We start from the raw sequence: 16574 nt of genomic DNA on the forward strand, positions 1-16574 counted from the left end.
GGTTCGATCTTGCTGATATCCGGCGCCGGTGTCTAGCTTGTCAGCAAATCAGGAGGCAACCGTGACAATCGCAACCTACAAACCGATCGCCAACACATCTTTGCGGGCCGTGGACTATTGCGCCCTATTGGGCCCCGAATTTCGAAAGCTTCCATACTCTCTAAGGGTTCTGGCGGAAAATGCTGCGCGTCATTCCGAAGGAGGCGCGGCGGCGCTGGATGTGCTCCGGCGCTCTGGCGACGCTGTGCCGTTCCGTCCTGCACGGCTGTTGTTGCACGACATGCTGGGAATTCCGGCGCTGATCGACATCATGGCCATGCGCAACCGGCTGGAGGAGGTGGGCGGAAATCCGGACGTAGTTGATATGAGCCTGCCGGTCGACCTGGTGATCGACCATTCCATGTCGATCAACCATTGGGCGGACAAGTTTGCGCTGGCCAAGAACATGGACCGAGAGTTTGAGGTCAACCGCGAACGTTTCGCTTTTCTTAAAGCCTGTGAAGCACGGTTCCCACGGCTACGGGTCATTCCGCCGGGGGGTGGGATTTGCCATCAGGTCAATCTGGAATATCTCGGTCAGACTGTTTTGCCGTCCAACGAGAACCCTGATGTTCTGATCCCGGACTCCAGCCTTGGCACTGACAGCCACACGCCGATGATCAACGCGTTGGGGATCATGGGCTGGGGCATTGGGGGGCTAGAGGCCGAAGCGCTGCTGTTCGGTGAGACCACCCCGGTCAATGTGCCCCGCGTCATCGGGTTTGAGGTAACGGGCAACCCGTCCGACGATGTCACCGCCACTGACATTGCGCTGGTCATCGCCGAGAAACTGCGCGCCATCGGCGTGGTCGACACCTTTGTTGAGCTGTTTGGCACCGGTTATTCCGCGCTGAGCGTCGCCGACCGCGCCACCATTGCAAACATGGCGCCGGAATATGGTTCCACTATGGTGTTCTGCCCGGTTGACGAGCGCACCATCGGGTATCTGCGCCAGACCGGCCGCAGTGATAGTGCCACACTGGCCGAGAGCTACTGCAAGGCGCAAAACCTGTGGGTCGATGGTACGGATGCGGCCATTGAATACGAGCAGGTGATTGAATTGAACCTCGATAAGGTTGGCCGGTCCGTTTCGGGCCCGTCCCGGCCGGAACAGCGGATTGACCTGTCCGCCGCTGCTGAGCGTCTGACTTTTGAGGGCGAAACGGACCGTCGGGTTCCGGTCCCGAATGCCGATCACGACATCGGTGACGGCGATGTGATCATCGCTGCGATCACCAGCTGCACCAACACCGCCAACCCGCGCAACATGGTTCTAGCCGGGCTGGTGGCCCGAAACGCCGTGGCGCGCGGCCTGACTGTCAAGCCACATGTCAAAACTTCGCTGGCTCCGGGTTCGCGGGTCGTGGCTAAATACCTGGCGGAAAGCGGCCTGCAGGCGCCCTTGGACGCCCTCGGGTTCGAAGTTGCGGCATTTTCCTGTTCGACCTGCAACGGCATGTCGGGACCTCTGCATCCAGATCACGAAAAGGCGATCAAGGACAATGATGTCAAAGGGATCGCGGTCCTTTCCGGGAACCGGAACTTTGCCGGGCGCATTCACCCGCTGGCTTCGCGCAACATGATTGCCTCGCCGCCGCTGGTCGTGGCCTATGCGCTGATGGGTACGATCCATAAGGACATTACGACCGAGCCCCTGGGGGTGGACCGGGACGGCAAGCCGGTGATGCTGAATGATCTGTGGCCCTCGGCGGATGAGGTGGCGCGGATTGTCGAGACTTATGTCACACCTGACGAGTTTCGCGACAACTACGCTGCAATCGGAGATGTGAATTACCAGTGGAACGCGATGGAGGTTGGCACCGGAACATATGAATGGGTGCCTTCGACCTATGTCTCATTTCCACCCTTTGTGAAAGGCATTCGCCCCGAGAACGCCGGGATCGAACCGCTGCGCGGCCTGCGTCCGCTGGCCATTCTGGGCGACAGTGTCACGACCGACCATATATCGCCGTCTGGTATCATCACCACCGATTCTGAGGCCGGGCAGTTCCTTCAGGCAAAGGGTGTCACCCAACGCGACTTCAACTCGTTCGGGACCCGCCGGGGATGTTCGGATGTGGTTATTCGTTCGACCTTTGCAAATTACCGTCTGCGCAACGAGATGACCCCGGACAAAGAAGGCTCGTGGACCCGGATCGAGCCTGAAGGTGAGGTTACATCGGTCTTCAAGGCGATTGAGACCTATCTGGACCGGGATCAGAAACTGGTGGTGATCGGCGGCAAAGAATATGGCTGCGGTTCTTCCCGGGACACGGCGGCAAAGGCCCCCTGGCTTGCCGGAATACGCGCCGTGATCTGTGAGAGCTTTGAGCGGATCCACCGCTCGAATCTTGTAAACATGGGGATTGCGCCGCTGTGTTTCCCGGAGGGCGTGAACCGCAGGACGCTGCAACTTGACGGGTCCGAGACTTTTGACATCGACTTCAGCGATGATCTGACCGAGGCCAAGCTGACCATCCACAGAAAGGATGGTCGCACGGATACCACGCCGCTGGATTTGCGTCTGTACAATGACGGTGAGCGTGCGACCTTTGCCGAGGGCGGTCTGCTGCCGCGTGCGTTCCGCGGATTTCTGGCGGGGGCGGCGTGATGGCGGAACGTTTACGGGCCGCGTTTTATCGCGGCGGTACATCCAAGGCTGTAGTGTTCAACGGTGCAGATCTGCCCAGGGACCGGGCCGCGCGCGATCGCATTTTCCTGCATGTCCTGGGAAGCCCCGACCCCAACGGGCGCCAGCTGAACGGGATGGGCGGCGGGTTGTCGTCCTTGTCCAAGGTGGTCATCGTCCAGCCTTCGGATCGTGACGATGCGGACGTGGATTATACCTTCGTGCAGATCGCCGTGGACGAACCGGTCGCCGATTACGGCTCGGCCTGCGGAAACATGTCCTCCTGCGTCGGCCCTTTCGCGGTTGAGGAAGGCATGGTGCAGGTTGCAGCGGATCAAAGTGAGGCGCTGGTCCGCATATTCAGCACCAATACCAATGGCGTTTATCACGCGCGCTTTCCGGTGCGGGACGGTCAGCCCGTCGAACAGGGCACGCTTGAAATTCCCGGTGTGGCGGGAACCGGGGCGAAAGTGACGATAGATTTCCTTGCACCCGGTGGGGCCGGAACCGGCAAGCTGCTGCCGACGGGCAATGCGCTGGATACGCTACAGATCCGTGGGGTCGGAGCGCTGGAGGTCTCACTGATCGACGCGGCCAATCCGGTGGTGTTTTTCCGCGCTGCTGATCTGCAAAAAACCGCCACCGAACGCCCCCAGGATCTGGATGGTGATCCGGACTTTATGGCTCTGGTCGAAGAAATTCGCGTTGCTGGTGCTGTTGCAATGGGAATGGCTCCGTCGCGCAAGGGCGTAAAACGATCCAGCCCTAAAGTGGCGATGCTCGGTGCGCCCGCTGAGTTCACGGCGCTGGATGGCAGCCTGCACAAAAAGGACAGCCATGACATCAATGTTCGGCTCGTGTCGATGGGCAACTTTCATCGCGCGATTACTCTGACGGGGGCCATGTGCACCGCCGTTGCAGCCCAGATACCGGGCAGCCTGGTGCAAAGGATCGCGCAACCTGAGGGTCAGGAATTACGCATTGGAAACCCATCGGGTGACTTGCCAACCATCGCGGATGTCCGGCCAGGCCCGTCGGGACCCGAGGCAATATCGGCCGGTACTTTCCGCACGCAGAGGCGAATTATGGAAGGGGCCGTCCTTTACCCATCCGAATTGATGGAGGAAGCGCATTGACCAGTTTCCAGACCAGCCGACCTACGACGGATCTGAGTGATGCCCATCCGGACAAGGTGCGCCCTGTACTGCAACGGTTCAACGATTACGGTGCAAAACGCAGCTTTTCGGGGCGTATTCATACTGCTGTGACAGCGGAAGATACCCGTCTGATTCAAGAGAAACTCTTTACTTTACAGGGAAATGGCGGTGTCATCGTAGTTGATGGCGGTGGGTCACTCCGAACAGCTATGTTGGGGGACATGATGGCGGAGAGGTTGATCGCCAACGGGTGGGCCGGGATCGTCATCAATGGTGCTGTCCGAGACAGCAAGCGTCTGGCGCAGCTCGACCTTGGCATCAAAGCGCTGGGCGTAACTCCGGTTCGGTCCGCCAAGACAGGGATCGGCGCAATAGACGTTCCGGTTGCCTTTGGCAGCGTGCTCTTCGAGCCCGGAAGTTACATCTACTGCGATGAAGACGGTATCCTGATTGCGAAGGAACCACTTTAAACAAAACAAGGAAATGCCAGCCAATGGGAGGAAATCATGGCAAAATTCAATCTAACCCGCAGGACATTTGCGGCTGCCGCCGTGGCGGCGGTTTCACTTGGCGCGCCAACGCTGGCGCACGCGGAACAAGTCGTTGAAAGTATCCACTTTCTGATCCCCGGCGGTGCCGGCGGCGGTTGGGATGGCACCGCGCGTGGTACTGGCGAGGCACTGACGGAATCTGGGCTGGTCGGATCGGCCAGCTACGAGAACATGTCAGGCGGCGGCGGTGGCAAGGCCATCGGTTATCTGATCGAAAACGCCGACAGCAACCACGGCACGCTTATGGTCAACTCGACCCCAATCGTGATTCGGTCGTTAACGGGCATCTTCCCGCAGAACTTCCGCGATCTGACCCTTGTGGCCGGGACCATCGGGGATTACGCGGCGCTTGTGGTCGCGGCAGATGGCCCGATTCAGGACCTGAACGGGTTGATCGAGGCCTTCAACGCCGACCCGAACGGCGTTGCCGTGGGTGGTGGTTCGGTACCTGGCGGTATGGATCATCTGGTCGCCGCCATGGTTTTTCAGGCGGCCGGTGCTGACCCAGTGGCCATGAAATACGTCCCCTATGACGGCGGCGGTGCAACCATGGCCGGTTTGCTGTCGGGTGAGGTACAGGCCGTTTCGACGGGCTTCTCGGAAGCGGTGGAGTTGGCCAAGGCCGGTGAGGTGCGCATAATCGGCGTGACCTCTGACGAGCGTGTGGACGCTTATCCCGATGCTCCGACCATGAAAGAGCAGGGCAATGACACCACGTTCGTCAACTGGCGCGGGTTCTTTGCCGCACCCGGACTGCCGGAAGACAAGCTGGCGATGTATCAGGATGCGTTGACCAAAATGTACGACACGCCGGAATGGGTGGAAGTCCGAGATCGTAACGGTTGGGTCGATATCCACAACAACGGTGATGATTTCCGTACGTTCCTGGAGCAGCAGGAACAGGAAATCGGCGACCTGATGAAGAAGCTGGGCTTCCTCTGACGCGGTCTGCGATATCCTGAAAAACGGGTGCCCGGCTGTGTGCCGGACACCTCAAACAAAAAAAGGGGAGGGGATGGAAATGGCACTGGATCGCTGGATTGCACTTGTCATTCTTCTGATCTGTCTGGCCTATGGCTATACCGCCTATTTCACCATGGACGACCTGTTGCCGCCAATCATGCGGCGCAGCCCAATCTGGCCGTCGAGCTTTCCCAAGGTGTTGGCCATAGGTGCTATTCTGATGTCGGTGTCCATTATTCTGGGGTTGGAAAAAGCACCTGAGAAACAAGATGCGGCGGACATCAATCTGGCGAAGCTGCATGAATACAAGTTGGGTCAGGCGTTGCTGCTGGTGGCCTTGATGGTCGGTTATGCGCTGCTGCTGCGTCCGCTTGGATTTCTGGTCTCGACCTTCCTCTTTCTCACGGTGGGAAGCTTCAGTCTCGGCGAGCGCCGGTACGTGCTGATGGTCATTGTCAGTGCCATTGCCGCCGGGGTGGTCTGGTATCTGGTGGAAGTGATACTTGGCATTTTCCTCAGCCCGTTTCCCGGATTTCTGAACGCGATGGCAAACGGAGGCTGACATGCTTGAAGGACTCATGATGGGCCTCGCGACGGCCTTTACGTTCACAAACATTCTTATGGTGATCGGCGGTTGTCTGATCGGTACCTTCATTGGCATGCTGCCGGGTCTGGGGCCGATGTCGATCATTGCGATCATGATCCCGATCGCGATTACCATCGGCGACCCGTCGGCCGCATTGATCCTGCTGGCTGGCGTCTACTACGGTGCTGTCTTCGGAGGATCGACATCATCGATCCTGATCAACGCGCCAGGGGTGGCCTCGACAGTTGCAACCAGTTTCGACGGCTACCCGCTGGCCCGTTCAGGGCAGGCTGGCAAGGCGCTGACCGTGGCCGCAATCTCGTCCTTTGCCGGGGGCACGATCGGGGCGGTGCTGCTGATGGTTTTTGCGCCGGCTCTGGCCTCGGTGGCACTGCTGTTTCATTCCTCGGAGTATTTCGCGCTGATGGTCGTCGGTCTTTCGGCCATTGCCGCCTTTGCCGGAACGGGGCAGGTCAGCAAAGCGCTGTTGATGACCTTCCTGGGTCTGATCATGGCGACAGTGGGCGAAGGTGTGTTGTTCAACGCGCCGCGCTTCACCATGGGCATCATGGACCTGCAGTCGGGCTTTGGTTTCATCACGCTGGCCATGGCAATGTTTGCTTTGCCGGAAGCGATCTACCTTGTTCTGGACCCCAACCGGTCGAAAACCGGGGATGGCGATAGTGGTGAAATCACGAACCTGAGAATTGACCGCAGCGAGGCGAGAAAGATAGCCCCGGTCATCGGACGCCAGTCCATTCAAGGGTTCTTCATCGGCGTTCTCCCGGGGGCGGGGGCGACGATTGCCTCTTTCCTTGGCTATGCGGTGGAACGCAACATCGCGCCGAAGGAAGAACAGGAGCGTTTTGGCAAAGGCGAGATCAAGGGTATCGCCGCGCCGGAAAGCGCAAACAACGCCGCCTGTACCGGGTCGTTTGTACCGCTTCTGACGCTGGGCATTCCCGGGTCGGGTACCACAGCGATCCTTCTTGGGGCACTGATCGCGCTGAATGTCAGCCCCGGACCGCGCCTGATGATCGATGAGCCGCAGATTTTCTGGGCCGTCATTATTTCGATGTATCTTGGAAATCTGGTGCTGCTGATCCTGAACCTGCCGCTGATCCCTTATATCGCCAAGGTACTGGCCGTTCCGCGCAACTTCCTGATCCCGTTCATTTTGTTCTTCACGCTCATGGGGGCATATATCGGGCAGAACAATGCGACCGAATTGCTGATCCTGGTCGGCTTTGGAGTTTGCGCGACGATCCTGCGCTTTGCCGATTATCCTCTGGCACCTCTGTTGATCGGGTTCATTCTTGGACCCTTGCTTGAGAACAACTTTTCGCGCGCGATGCAACTTTATGATGGCATGAGTTTTATCTGGCAGCGGCCGATGACTTTGGGTCTTCTGGTTCTTGCCGTGCTTCTGGTGTTGCTGCCTAGCTTCCGCCGCCGCCGCGCGCGTGCCCGGGCCGAAGGGGTCGCGGATGGTGACTGAGTTTCAAGCGTTAGTTTGGCCCGCGGGCCAAACAATCCGTCGTTTCTAGTTTGGATCACCGGCAGTGGACGACCGCATCTGGATGGTTTGATTGAAGCGTTGCCGCGCCCGTGCGATCAGGACCAGGCCCGTGTCAGCATCTCGACTGTAGTATTGCCACTGCGTCATCAAAGGTTTGCAGGCTTTCCTCGGCCCGCGCGGCCAGATGGGCGCCTTCCAGCAAGGCCAATGCGGCACGCGCTTCCGCCCCTGGTTCACCAACGCCCGAGATCGACCCATCTGCCTTGCCCAACGTAAAGACCCCTTCGATCCACGAAACCATCATGATGCGGAATTCACGAATTTTATCAGTGACTTCATGTGAAAGGCTTTCCCGGCTGCTGATCAACGAGACACACAGGCACAGGGTTTTTCCGCCATTCAATGCTGTGCGATAGAGCGCGATCAACGCGCTTATCCGCTCGCCCGCCGTGTCATACAGCCGTTCAATCTCGGCACAGCGGCCGGACAGGTCGCTGTGGTAGCGGACCATCAACGAAATCGTCAGCGCGTCTTTGGTAGGGAAATGGTAATGGACCGAGGCTTTGCGGATGCCCACCTCTTTGGCAAGGTCAGCGTAGCTGAACCCGTCAAACCCTTTGCTGCGGGCGGCACGCTCGGCAGAATTCAGCAGAGCCGTCTTTGTATCTGATTCCATGGCGTCTAAACCCTTTCCCTACGCACCAAAGCCGCTGCGGTTTCTGCCGCTTCCAGCGCGCCTTCAAGATATCCCCCGAATTGCGCGGCTGTTTCCGTGCCGCTGAAAATGATTCGATCCCTCCAGACGCCCCGCATGGCTTGCGGCAATCCGTATCGCGGATGCGTGTACAGAGGTTGCAAGTCCAGGTCGGTAGAGGTGAAGGGGTCGAATGCCCAATCTTTGATGTAAAGCGCATTTGGATTTGCCGCCGTTGAGCCAAACAGGCGCACCAGTTGTGCAAGAACCTGCTGGCGCAACGTCTGTTCATCCGCGCGCATGTGTGGTGGAACGCCAATAAAACCAAACAGCGCATAAATACGGCCTCCGGCGGGCGAAGCGTCGTGGATTTCCACCATCGGCCCGCGCCTGCTCATGGCGTCGCCCGACAGTCCCGCCTCGCGCCAAAAGGGTGTGTCGTGCACGGCAATCGCCTTTGCCTGTCCAGCCATCCAGGTCGCGACCTCGCGCATGGCGGAGCGAGTTTGCTTGGGTAAAGGTGGATAATAAGTCAGCTCAACCGCGACGCGCGGGGGCAACGCAAGAACCGCACGCTGTGCGCTGATCTGCTGACCCGATTGCGTGGTGGCCAGCACTCCGTTTTCGGTTTGCGTCAGCGCGGTGATCCGGGTGGACAGGTGGATCAGTCCGGCAGGCACTCGGGCTGCCAGTGCATCGATCAAGGCGGCAAGGCCGCCTTTCAGGCGAAATGACCCTTCCATCGATGAAAATCCCCGGCCGCGCTCGACACGGCCGTGCTCATCCTCGAAACTCAGCGCGCCGGTGCTGAACTGTTCGAACCGATCCAATCCAAGCTGGTCGATCAGCGCGGCAATCCGGGGCTGACCCGGCCAGAACCAGGACGGGCCCAGGTCGAAATAACCGTCGCCCTGCGCTTCGGTCAGGATGCGCCCGCCCAGACGGGCGCGTGCCTCGGCCACCAGAACGTCCTGCCCCTGATCCATCAGTTGCGTCGCCAGGCTGAGACCCGAAAGCCCTGCACCAATGATAAGCGTATCCGTGCGCATGCCTCAGAACGCCTCACTCAAGGGGCGCAGGTCCAGCTCATGGGTCCAGGTCGAACGCGGCTGCTGCGCCAGTTGCCAATAGGCCTGCGCGATGTCTTCAGGCTTCATCATCTTGGTAGGATCCAGACTGTGGCGATCGCGCGACCGGGCTGTATCAATGATGCCGTCCAGAAGGACATGCGCGACGTGAACACCCGCCGGCTGGTATTCGCGCGCCAGCGATTGTGTCAGTCCGCGCAGGGCAAACTTGGCCGAGGCAAAGGCCGAAAAACGGGCCCCGCCGCGCCGCGAGGCGGTTGCCCCCGATACGATCAGGGCACCGCCGCCACCACGGACCATCGGCTGCATCACCGATTGCGCCACCACGACCAGGGTTTGTACCATCGAGGTCCATGTGCGCTGAAAGTCATCCAGAGACGTTTCTGTGAAAGGCGCGACTACAAGCTCTGCGGTGTTGTGCACGACAATCTTTGGCGGCCCGTGTTCCGCGATCAGGTCTGCAATGATTGGTGCGGTCAGGTCCGGGTCGGACAGATCGACCTCGTGAAACGCGCCGACGGGGTTTTCCGGACGGCTACGGCCAAGACCAACCGCCTCCATGCCTTCGGCCTGAAAACGCGACACCAGAGATTGGCCAAGGCCAGCTCCCGCTCCGGCGACAAGTGCCAAGGGTTTTTGCCGGGTCATCGGTTACACCGCTGGTGGCCGGGCAAACGGCAGATGACCGGTCTTCATCCAGATTTTGGCACCACTAGGCCCTGCAACGGCTGACAGGCTTTGACCTTCGGGCAGGCGCAGCCAGTCGTTCCTGACCAGTTCATCCCCGCTTTCTGTGACCGAGCCGTCGATGATCAGAACCTCGATGCCTCCTGTGGCATCCGAGGTCAGCGTCGCGCCCGAATCCAGATGGCTATAAGTGACAACCTCGCGCTTGTCTTTGTGCAGGACCGCCGTGGCGACGCCGTTTTCCGGCGCGGCCAGCTCATCCGCCATTGTCTTGCGGAACTGGTTGCGGTCCTCCATGTCGAATTGCCAGAGTTTGACAAAGATGGTGCACCCGGGCTCCGACCCCGGCGTATGTTGCGTGGTCGGGGGGTTGCGAACGTAGGTGCCTTCGGGAAAGTCGCCGTGTTCGTCCTGAAACACGCCATCAAGAACGATGAACTCCTCGCCCCCTGTATGAGTGTGGGCGGAAAAATGACTGCCCGGCGCATAGCGCACGATTGTGGTGGCGCGTGCCACCTCGTCTCCGATCCGGTCCAGCATCCTGCGCTCTACACCCTTCATGGGCGAGGCTTGCCACGCAAGCTGGTCGGAGTGAACTACAACGCGATCTGAGAAGTCCGAGTTTATTTCCATTGGTCCGATTCCTTCTGCGATGTGTGATGCCGACGACCCGGGGATTAACCCGCTACAGGTGGGCAGTTCGAAAGTTTGGCGCGCCAAGACTGCAGGTTTTCAATCTTTCGGAAATGTCAACCTTTGCAAAATCGGCCAAGGCCGCGCCGATAAATTCGGTGATCGCATGGCATTGCGAGATGTATGTGCCACCCGCCAGTTCCGGGCAGGGTACCACGGCCTCGGGGTTCCTGGCCTTGAACGCCTTCGTGTAATGCTCGCCGCCCATCATATCCACGGGGACGAATTCAACCCTGTCCTTGGCCCGTTTATCAGCAAGCGCGATACAGGCACAGGCAGGATTTGGGAAACCTTCAACGTCATAGAATTTCATGAGGCATGTCCCTTTGGGCGGATCAATCAACAAGCAACTACCTATCAGTAGGTAGAGAGAAGTCAAGGCACGACCTCACGCAGGCAGCTGTTACCGAGGAGACGGAGCAGGCTTCGAGATTAAACAAAGGGCGACCCATCGGCCGCCCTTGAGATTGAACTTTTGCGCATCAAAGCTTGATACGGAACGCTGCGAAACCGTCGGCACCGTCGCCGGCGTCTTCAATGCTTACACCTTTGACATCGTTCATATAATCACGAGCCTTGGGCCCGGTTTCGAACAGGACGGTGGTCCCCTCAAGCGGGGCAAACGACCAGTTGGCGTCCGCCTTGGGGTCGATTGTTCCCTGCTCGACGATATAGCGAACGATCACATCGCGGTTTGTATCAGGGGCCTCGAAAACAACCGTGTCCCCCAAGGCGCCCGGGAAGGATCCACCGCCCGAGGCGCGGTAGTTGTTGGTGGCGATGACGAACTCCATGTCGTCTGTCACTGGCTCGCCGTTGAACTGAAGGTTCACAATCCGCGCAGCGTCGGGATTGACCTCTTCCCCCTTGGGGCCAAAGCGTGAGGGTTGAGACAGGTCGATCTGATACGTCACACCGTCCATGACGTCGAAGTTGTAGGACGGGAAGCTTGGGTCCAGCAGGATCGCGTCCTTGGAACCGGGCACGATCTGATTGAACATGCCTGCCGACCGTTCCAGCCAACCGCGCACCTGCGCCCCGTTGACCCGCACGGCCCGCACGGTGTTGGGGTACAGATACAGGTCTGCCACGTTCTTGATTGCGACATCACCAACCGGGACATCGGTGTAGTAATCTGGTCCACCCCGACCCCCGGCCTTGAAAGGTGCCGCTGCCGACAGGATCGGCAGCCCTTCGTGCTCGGTCCCCCTCAACATCTGATCAATATACCATTTCTGCGCGATCGAGACGATCTGGACCGAAGGGTCATCCGCCACAAGCGCAAAATAACTGTGCAGCGGAGCTGAGGTTTTGCCCACCGCGCGGCGGACATAGGCCAGCGTCTCTTCATGTTCTACGGCAACCGAATCCAGCACTTTCTGATCGTCACCGACAAGAGCCGTAATCGAGCGGTCTTCGTTCCGCTTCGAGATCGGGCGCGCTTCGGAGGTGGTGGTGACGACACGCCATTCGGATCCGTCGCGTTCCAGCAGCAGGTCCAAAATGCCCAGATGCGAGCCCCAAAATCCGCCCATGACGGCTGGTTTCCCCATCAGCGTCCCTTTCTCGACATCGATACCGGGGCGATCCGCAAAGGTCGGTGACGGGAAGACCAGGTGATTGTGCCCGGTCACAAGTGCGTCGATCCCGTCAACCCCTGCGAGTGCGACCGAGGCGTTTTCCATACCGTCTGTATGGTCGGCTTCGCCAATCCCCGAATGCGATAGGGCGATAATCAGATCGCAGCCCTGTTCCTGCATTTCGGGGACGTAGGCTTTGGCGGTTTCAACGATGTCGCGCGTCTCGACATTGCCATCCAGATGCTTGCGGTCCCAGTTCATGATCTGCGGCGGGGTAAAGCCGATGACGCCGATCTTGATCGGGTGTTTGGTGCCGTCGCCCATCTCAATCTCGCGGTCGAGGATGGTGTACGGCTGAACCAACGTCTTGTCCCCGAGCGGGCCGGCACCCTTTTCCTTGGCCACGTTGGCCAGAACAACCGGGAATTCCGCGCCTGCAAGTGCTTTCTCTAAAAAGCTCAAGCCGTAGTTGAATTCGTGGTTGCCTAAGGTGGCCGCGTCATAGCCGACGGTGTTGAACGCCGTTATGATCGGATGGCTGTCGCCCTCGTTCATTCCACGCTCATAGGCGATGTAGTCGCCCATGGGGTTGCCTTGGAGAAAATCGCCGTTGTCGACCAGGAGGGAGTTCGTGGCTTCTGACCGAATCTGATTGATGATCGAAGCGGTGCGCGACAGACCCACCGTGTCGCGGGGCTTATCGGCATAGTAATCATATGGGAACACGTGGACGTGAATATCCGTGGTTTCCATAATCCGCAGGTGCGCCTGATTTCCACTTGCCGCTGCCGAGTAGGGATGCAGCACGACAAGCGCTGCGCCAGCCGTGGTCGTGGCAAGAAACTGACGGCGAGAAAGGGCCGTTGTGTTTTTCATAGTCATGGGACACCTGTTGGGTTCGTGTTTCGAAGGTCTTCTGCAAGGTATTGGCTACAGTCTTGTGACAGCGGCCCGGGTCAGTCGAAAATAGTCAGAGCTAATGGCCGGAGACCTCCAGACAGCTTAATGCAAAAAATTACGCTTGTGTGATGTAGAATCGACTGCCACCGATCCGTGCTCAACTTTTTCTCTTCGGCAATCTGACCTGGACCCAGAAACTCCGATGCGAACGCACCATGCGACGTGTTGCCTGTTGATTTTCGTTGAGAGGGAGAACTGGCAAGTCAGCCGTGAGAACCATCCGTCCGTTTCCCGAGCGAAGTCGCGCCTGAGGTTTCAAAGACGGGCGCGGTAGCAGAACTGAAGTCGCCCCAATGGTTAGGCTTCTGGAGCGCATTTCTGTGTGCTACGACGATCTCGAAATATGGTGCATGCCGTCAAAGTTCCCTGAGACAGAAAACCAGTTTCTGCTGAAAAAACTCCAACTCATCAGTTCTGGATCGAGGAACCTTCGAATTCGACCAGATACCCTCGCGCGGTCGAGACATGCCGGGCATCATCCCATTTGATCCCTGGTTGGTCTGAAAACTGGCGAAACCTTCCGAAATGCTCGTTTCCGTCATAGTTGTCGGGCTGGTGCCAGAACCAGTTTGTAAAGGCAATGGGTTCTCGGTAACTCAGTTGGGACATTGCCTTTCGCGGCTGATTGCACTGCACCCAGGCATTAGGCGACAGTCTTGATTGCTGCACTTCTGCAAAAGCGGAGGGAGCGCATGTTGACGGTCAGAGCTTTGAAACAGTTCCGCTGCATCACGAGTTATAGCGGCGGTTTCTCTGCAAGGATGCTGACACGGGCGGAGCCACCGTTGTTTGCATAGAAACCGTCAAAGGGCCAGATGATCGCGTCGTTCACGTACAGAAACAGCGGTCCGCTTCTCTCTGCCCGGATACGCGCCGTCATCGCCTTGGGTGCATCAATCGGATCGCATTTGTGTCCGTCTTCGGCGGCCATGTCATCAAAGCACGAAATGAACGCCGTGGTTTTGTCTGTGTAGTCAAAAAGCGGTAAAATCGATTGGCCCTTCGCCCCGATTTGCGCGACCGGTTGAAACCAGTTTGCGCTCGAACGTCGTATCAGGCTGCCCAGTACATACACCCGTTTGTTGGTCTGGAACCCGGTCATCGGAACGCGTGCGCCTCTGTCGGTGAATGGCTCTGTTTCCTCGAGCCTTATCCAGTATGTTTGCCCTTCGACAAGATCGACACCAGTCGGCCAGCAAACAGATTGGGTCGAGAACTCATCTTGCAGAACAAAAGTGCTTCCCGGTTCGATCACATGTCCGGGGTCAGTGTCTGGGCACAGACTGCCGCTGACGGTGGTGAACATCAGGCTGACGACATGCAAAAGCTTGAACACGCCGAGCAAGATCAACACAGCCAAGACGCCCTGCACCAGCTTGGTACCCAGAAATGCATAAGCCGCATTCAACGTTCGGCTGGATTGCAGCAAATTGCCCGTTCGAACCAGAAACCGGTCTGCCGGTTTTTGCAAATTGGTTTTGCGATCCGAGGTCCAGGCCTGACGGGCGGTATCCTTTATCCGGTCCCGAAGCGCCGCGCCGGACAGAAACAGCGCCACAATTGCCACGATGAGCGGTATCGAAAGCACTGGATGCTTCCACAGAGACTGTATCCAGGGCTGAACGATGCCGGGTGCGACGGACGATATAGCGTCGGGCAGCACGACGCCATCTGACCCGACCGGCGGTCGGCCGGGCTGCAACATGGCCCGGACGGGCTCGCCCGCCCATGGCAGGACCAATGCGAACAAAAGCAGGCTGATGAACGAGATATTTGCGATCCTGCGCCACAAGACCAGTGCCTTGACCTGCTCGGCAACTTCCGCGTTGTGGTGCAGTGAAACCTGTTGTGGTTGATCGTGCGGCTGGAAATCGTCGTTCATCATCACTGGCGCATAGCCATCGCGGCCAGTCAGGATTTTTTGGACGACCGAGCTGTGCACGACAGGCTTGCCACCAAATGCCTCACCACTTTCAACGGGTCGGGGCGTGTAGCGGTAGGCCGATTTCAATCCGCTGCGTGAATCGTGAATCAACGCATTTTTCGAGCGCCGGCTGTCAAGTTCGTGGACCTTTTCGTCAATGAAGATCAGGCCATCCTTTCTGGCTTCCTCAATCATCCAGATCAGCGGCTCAAGCGAAGCTTCATCGTCGGGATATCCGCCACCAATGTCGGCGTGGACACCGGCAAACCAAACCTCCTTGATCCTTGGCCCGTCCTTCTGATTGCCTGAGCCCTTGAGATCGAGTTGTGGAGTCTGATCAAATCGCAGCGGGTGATAGGTGCGTCTCTCATCATCAAGGGACAGGGCGTGGCAGACATGTTCTACAACCTGGCTGCAGACGCGGTTGCGAAAACTGATGGGCCATATCCAGAAATCGAACACCGCGCGCAGCTCTTCCAGCGGCACTCCATAAGCTTCGACCGTATCAAACAGGCCCAGGAACCTGATTTTGATCTGGCCGGCGCAACGTTCTGGTTGCTTGCTTTGCAGAATCTCTGTCACCTGGACATGTTTCTTCTGTCTGCTGATGGTCCGTTTTGCCCATACGCAAGCATCCCGGATGAAGCGCCCGATCGAGACGGTCGGGCTCATGCGAACCTTGCCTGTGCGCGGGTCGCGAAATGGCGCGGTCTGCCGTCTGTAGGCACGCCACGCGCCTTTCGAGTTTCGATGCATTTCCGCGACGGAAACGGTGGTCCCGTCGACTTCCCGGGGCATCAACCCTTGGGAGCTGATAAGTCCAGCCAGCGTACGCACAGTAAAGGCTCCACGGCTGAAGCCGAACATCCAGATTTCGTCACCGGGTTCCCAGTTCCAGCACAGGAATCGATACAGCTTTTGCACGTTGCCCGGCACGCCCAGCCCCGTGGCACCGTCAAACAAGCGCACCAGTCCAATCGATGACGTTCCGACACCCGGGATATAACGCGCCAGTTGCGGGCTGGACTTCAGGGGACTAAGCCCGCGTTTGTCGATGGCTTCATAAAGTCGCCAGATGTTCGATGCCTGACCACCGAATGCGTTGCCTGTACCGTCAGCGAACACAATGAGCCGCTTGTTCGGTCGTGTGCGCGGTTTGCGCCCTTCAGGAAGGCCCGCTGCCGTCTTTGTGTCTTTATGGTCATCCATAACGCACCTTCGGACTAATCAATTCCCTCGCGCACCGGTGGCCAGAAGGAGGCAGTAGGCTCATCGGTGAAAAACTATCATGTCATTACGACTTTGAAATAAAACAATAAAAGCCTCATCCGGTTTACTGGTCAGACGACCGGAGCACACCGTCATACGGTCCCACAAACTGGTCGCCAAAACGCGTCAGCCGCAAAAACCAACCCTTTGATCCAGGCGCAAATACCCGGCTTTCCCTTCATGGTTGCAATAAATTCGATTCGGACCAACACTGATATGACAGTACCAACTGAGA

Annotated in this window: 14 protein-coding genes; 6 read left to right on the forward strand and 8 right to left on the reverse strand. The window is 58.3% G+C overall.

Features of this window, described 5'->3' with window-relative positions:
* Nucleotides 1-61 precede the first annotated feature (61 nt).
* The 6 genes from acnA to ACR0J8_RS14715 all read left to right on the forward strand — a co-directional run bounded on the left by acnA (nucleotide 62) and on the right by ACR0J8_RS14715 (nucleotide 7423).
* Nucleotides 62-2650, forward strand: a complete 2589-nt coding sequence (gene acnA, locus ACR0J8_RS14690) for an aconitate hydratase AcnA (protein WP_480525798.1) — start codon at nucleotides 62-64, stop codon at nucleotides 2648-2650.
* Nucleotides 2650-3804: a PrpF domain-containing protein gene (locus ACR0J8_RS14695; protein WP_480890875.1), complete on the forward strand. Its 1155-nt coding sequence runs from the start codon at nucleotides 2650-2652 to the stop codon at nucleotides 3802-3804. Before acnA ends, ACR0J8_RS14695 begins: the two co-directional genes overlap by 1 nt.
* Complete coding sequence (rraA, locus tag ACR0J8_RS14700) at nucleotides 3801-4295, forward strand: ribonuclease E activity regulator RraA (protein WP_170679153.1); 495 nt, start codon at nucleotides 3801-3803, stop codon at nucleotides 4293-4295. Before ACR0J8_RS14695 ends, rraA begins: the two co-directional genes overlap by 4 nt.
* Nucleotides 4296-4331: 36 nt before the next feature.
* Entirely contained in the window at nucleotides 4332-5318 is a 987-nt protein-coding gene (locus ACR0J8_RS14705; protein WP_480525802.1) for a tripartite tricarboxylate transporter substrate binding protein, read from the forward strand.
* A gap of 79 nt (nucleotides 5319-5397) precedes the next feature.
* Complete coding sequence (locus ACR0J8_RS14710; protein ID WP_480525804.1) at nucleotides 5398-5901, forward strand: tripartite tricarboxylate transporter TctB family protein; 504 nt, start codon at nucleotides 5398-5400, stop codon at nucleotides 5899-5901.
* Between the two features lies 1 nt (nucleotide 5902).
* Nucleotides 5903-7423 carry a tripartite tricarboxylate transporter permease gene (locus ACR0J8_RS14715; protein WP_170679147.1) on the forward strand — a complete coding sequence of 507 codons (1521 nt, stop codon included), beginning with the start codon at nucleotides 5903-5905 and terminating at the stop codon, nucleotides 7421-7423.
* Nucleotides 7424-7556: 133 nt separating this feature from the next.
* On the opposite strand, the gene ACR0J8_RS14720 is transcribed toward ACR0J8_RS14715, so the two are convergent.
* The 8 genes from ACR0J8_RS14720 to ACR0J8_RS14755 all read right to left on the reverse strand — a co-directional run bounded on the left by ACR0J8_RS14720 (nucleotide 7557) and on the right by ACR0J8_RS14755 (nucleotide 16279).
* On the reverse strand, nucleotides 7557-8120 hold the full coding sequence (locus ACR0J8_RS14720; RefSeq protein ID WP_480525806.1) for a TetR/AcrR family transcriptional regulator: 564 nt from the start codon (nucleotides 8118-8120) through the stop codon (nucleotides 7557-7559).
* A 5-nt stretch (nucleotides 8121-8125) separates the two neighbouring features.
* Entirely contained in the window at nucleotides 8126-9187 is a 1062-nt protein-coding gene (locus tag ACR0J8_RS14725; RefSeq protein WP_480890881.1) for a flavin monoamine oxidase family protein, read from the reverse strand.
* Between the two features lie 3 nt (nucleotides 9188-9190).
* Entirely contained in the window at nucleotides 9191-9874 is a 684-nt protein-coding gene (locus ACR0J8_RS14730; protein WP_480525809.1) for an SDR family NAD(P)-dependent oxidoreductase, read from the reverse strand.
* Nucleotides 9875-9877: 3 nt separating this feature from the next.
* Entirely contained in the window at nucleotides 9878-10546 is a 669-nt protein-coding gene (locus ACR0J8_RS14735) for a cupin domain-containing protein (RefSeq protein ID WP_480890884.1), read from the reverse strand.
* 52 nt (nucleotides 10547-10598) lie between these two features.
* Entirely contained in the window at nucleotides 10599-10919 is a 321-nt protein-coding gene (locus ACR0J8_RS14740; protein WP_480525811.1) for a thioredoxin domain-containing protein, read from the reverse strand.
* A gap of 169 nt (nucleotides 10920-11088) precedes the next feature.
* On the reverse strand, nucleotides 11089-13068 hold the full coding sequence (locus tag ACR0J8_RS14745; RefSeq protein ID WP_480525813.1) for a bifunctional 2',3'-cyclic-nucleotide 2'-phosphodiesterase/3'-nucleotidase: 1980 nt from the start codon (nucleotides 13066-13068) through the stop codon (nucleotides 11089-11091).
* Between the two features lie 486 nt (nucleotides 13069-13554).
* A complete protein-coding gene (locus tag ACR0J8_RS14750; RefSeq protein ID WP_480525814.1) occupies nucleotides 13555-13755 on the reverse strand; it encodes a hypothetical protein in 201 nt (66 codons plus the stop codon).
* 127 nt (nucleotides 13756-13882) lie between these two features.
* Nucleotides 13883-16279: a DUF2235 domain-containing protein gene (locus ACR0J8_RS14755; RefSeq protein WP_480890888.1), complete on the reverse strand. Its 2397-nt coding sequence runs from the start codon at nucleotides 16277-16279 to the stop codon at nucleotides 13883-13885.
* Nucleotides 16280-16574 lie beyond the last annotated feature (295 nt).

The organism is Ruegeria sp. N11, from assembly GCF_056531525.1.

Coding starts and splice junctions, on each gene's coding strand:
- ACR0J8_RS14725 (WP_480890881.1), bottom strand. CDS start 9,187: ATGCGCACGGATACGCTTATCATTGGTGCAGGGCTTTCGGGTCTCAGC.
- ACR0J8_RS14745 (WP_480525813.1), bottom strand. CDS start 13,068: ATGACTATGAAAAACACAACGGCCCTTTCTCGCCGTCAGTTTCTTGCC.
- ACR0J8_RS14715 (WP_170679147.1), top strand. CDS start 5,903: ATGCTTGAAGGACTCATGATGGGCCTCGCGACGGCCTTTACGTTCACA.
- ACR0J8_RS14735 (WP_480890884.1), bottom strand. CDS start 10,546: ATGGAAATAAACTCGGACTTCTCAGATCGCGTTGTAGTTCACTCCGAC.
- ACR0J8_RS14755 (WP_480890888.1), bottom strand. CDS start 16,279: ATGGATGACCATAAAGACACAAAGACGGCAGCGGGCCTTCCTGAAGGG.
- ACR0J8_RS14740 (WP_480525811.1), bottom strand. CDS start 10,919: ATGAAATTCTATGACGTTGAAGGTTTCCCAAATCCTGCCTGTGCCTGT.
- ACR0J8_RS14695 (WP_480890875.1), top strand. CDS start 2,650: ATGGCGGAACGTTTACGGGCCGCGTTTTATCGCGGCGGTACATCCAAG.
- ACR0J8_RS14720 (WP_480525806.1), bottom strand. CDS start 8,120: ATGGAATCAGATACAAAGACGGCTCTGCTGAATTCTGCCGAGCGTGCC.
- ACR0J8_RS14750 (WP_480525814.1), bottom strand. CDS start 13,755: ATGTCCCAACTGAGTTACCGAGAACCCATTGCCTTTACAAACTGGTTC.
- ACR0J8_RS14705 (WP_480525802.1), top strand. CDS start 4,332: ATGGCAAAATTCAATCTAACCCGCAGGACATTTGCGGCTGCCGCCGTG.
- ACR0J8_RS14710 (WP_480525804.1), top strand. CDS start 5,398: ATGGCACTGGATCGCTGGATTGCACTTGTCATTCTTCTGATCTGTCTG.
- ACR0J8_RS14730 (WP_480525809.1), bottom strand. CDS start 9,874: ATGACCCGGCAAAAACCCTTGGCACTTGTCGCCGGAGCGGGAGCTGGC.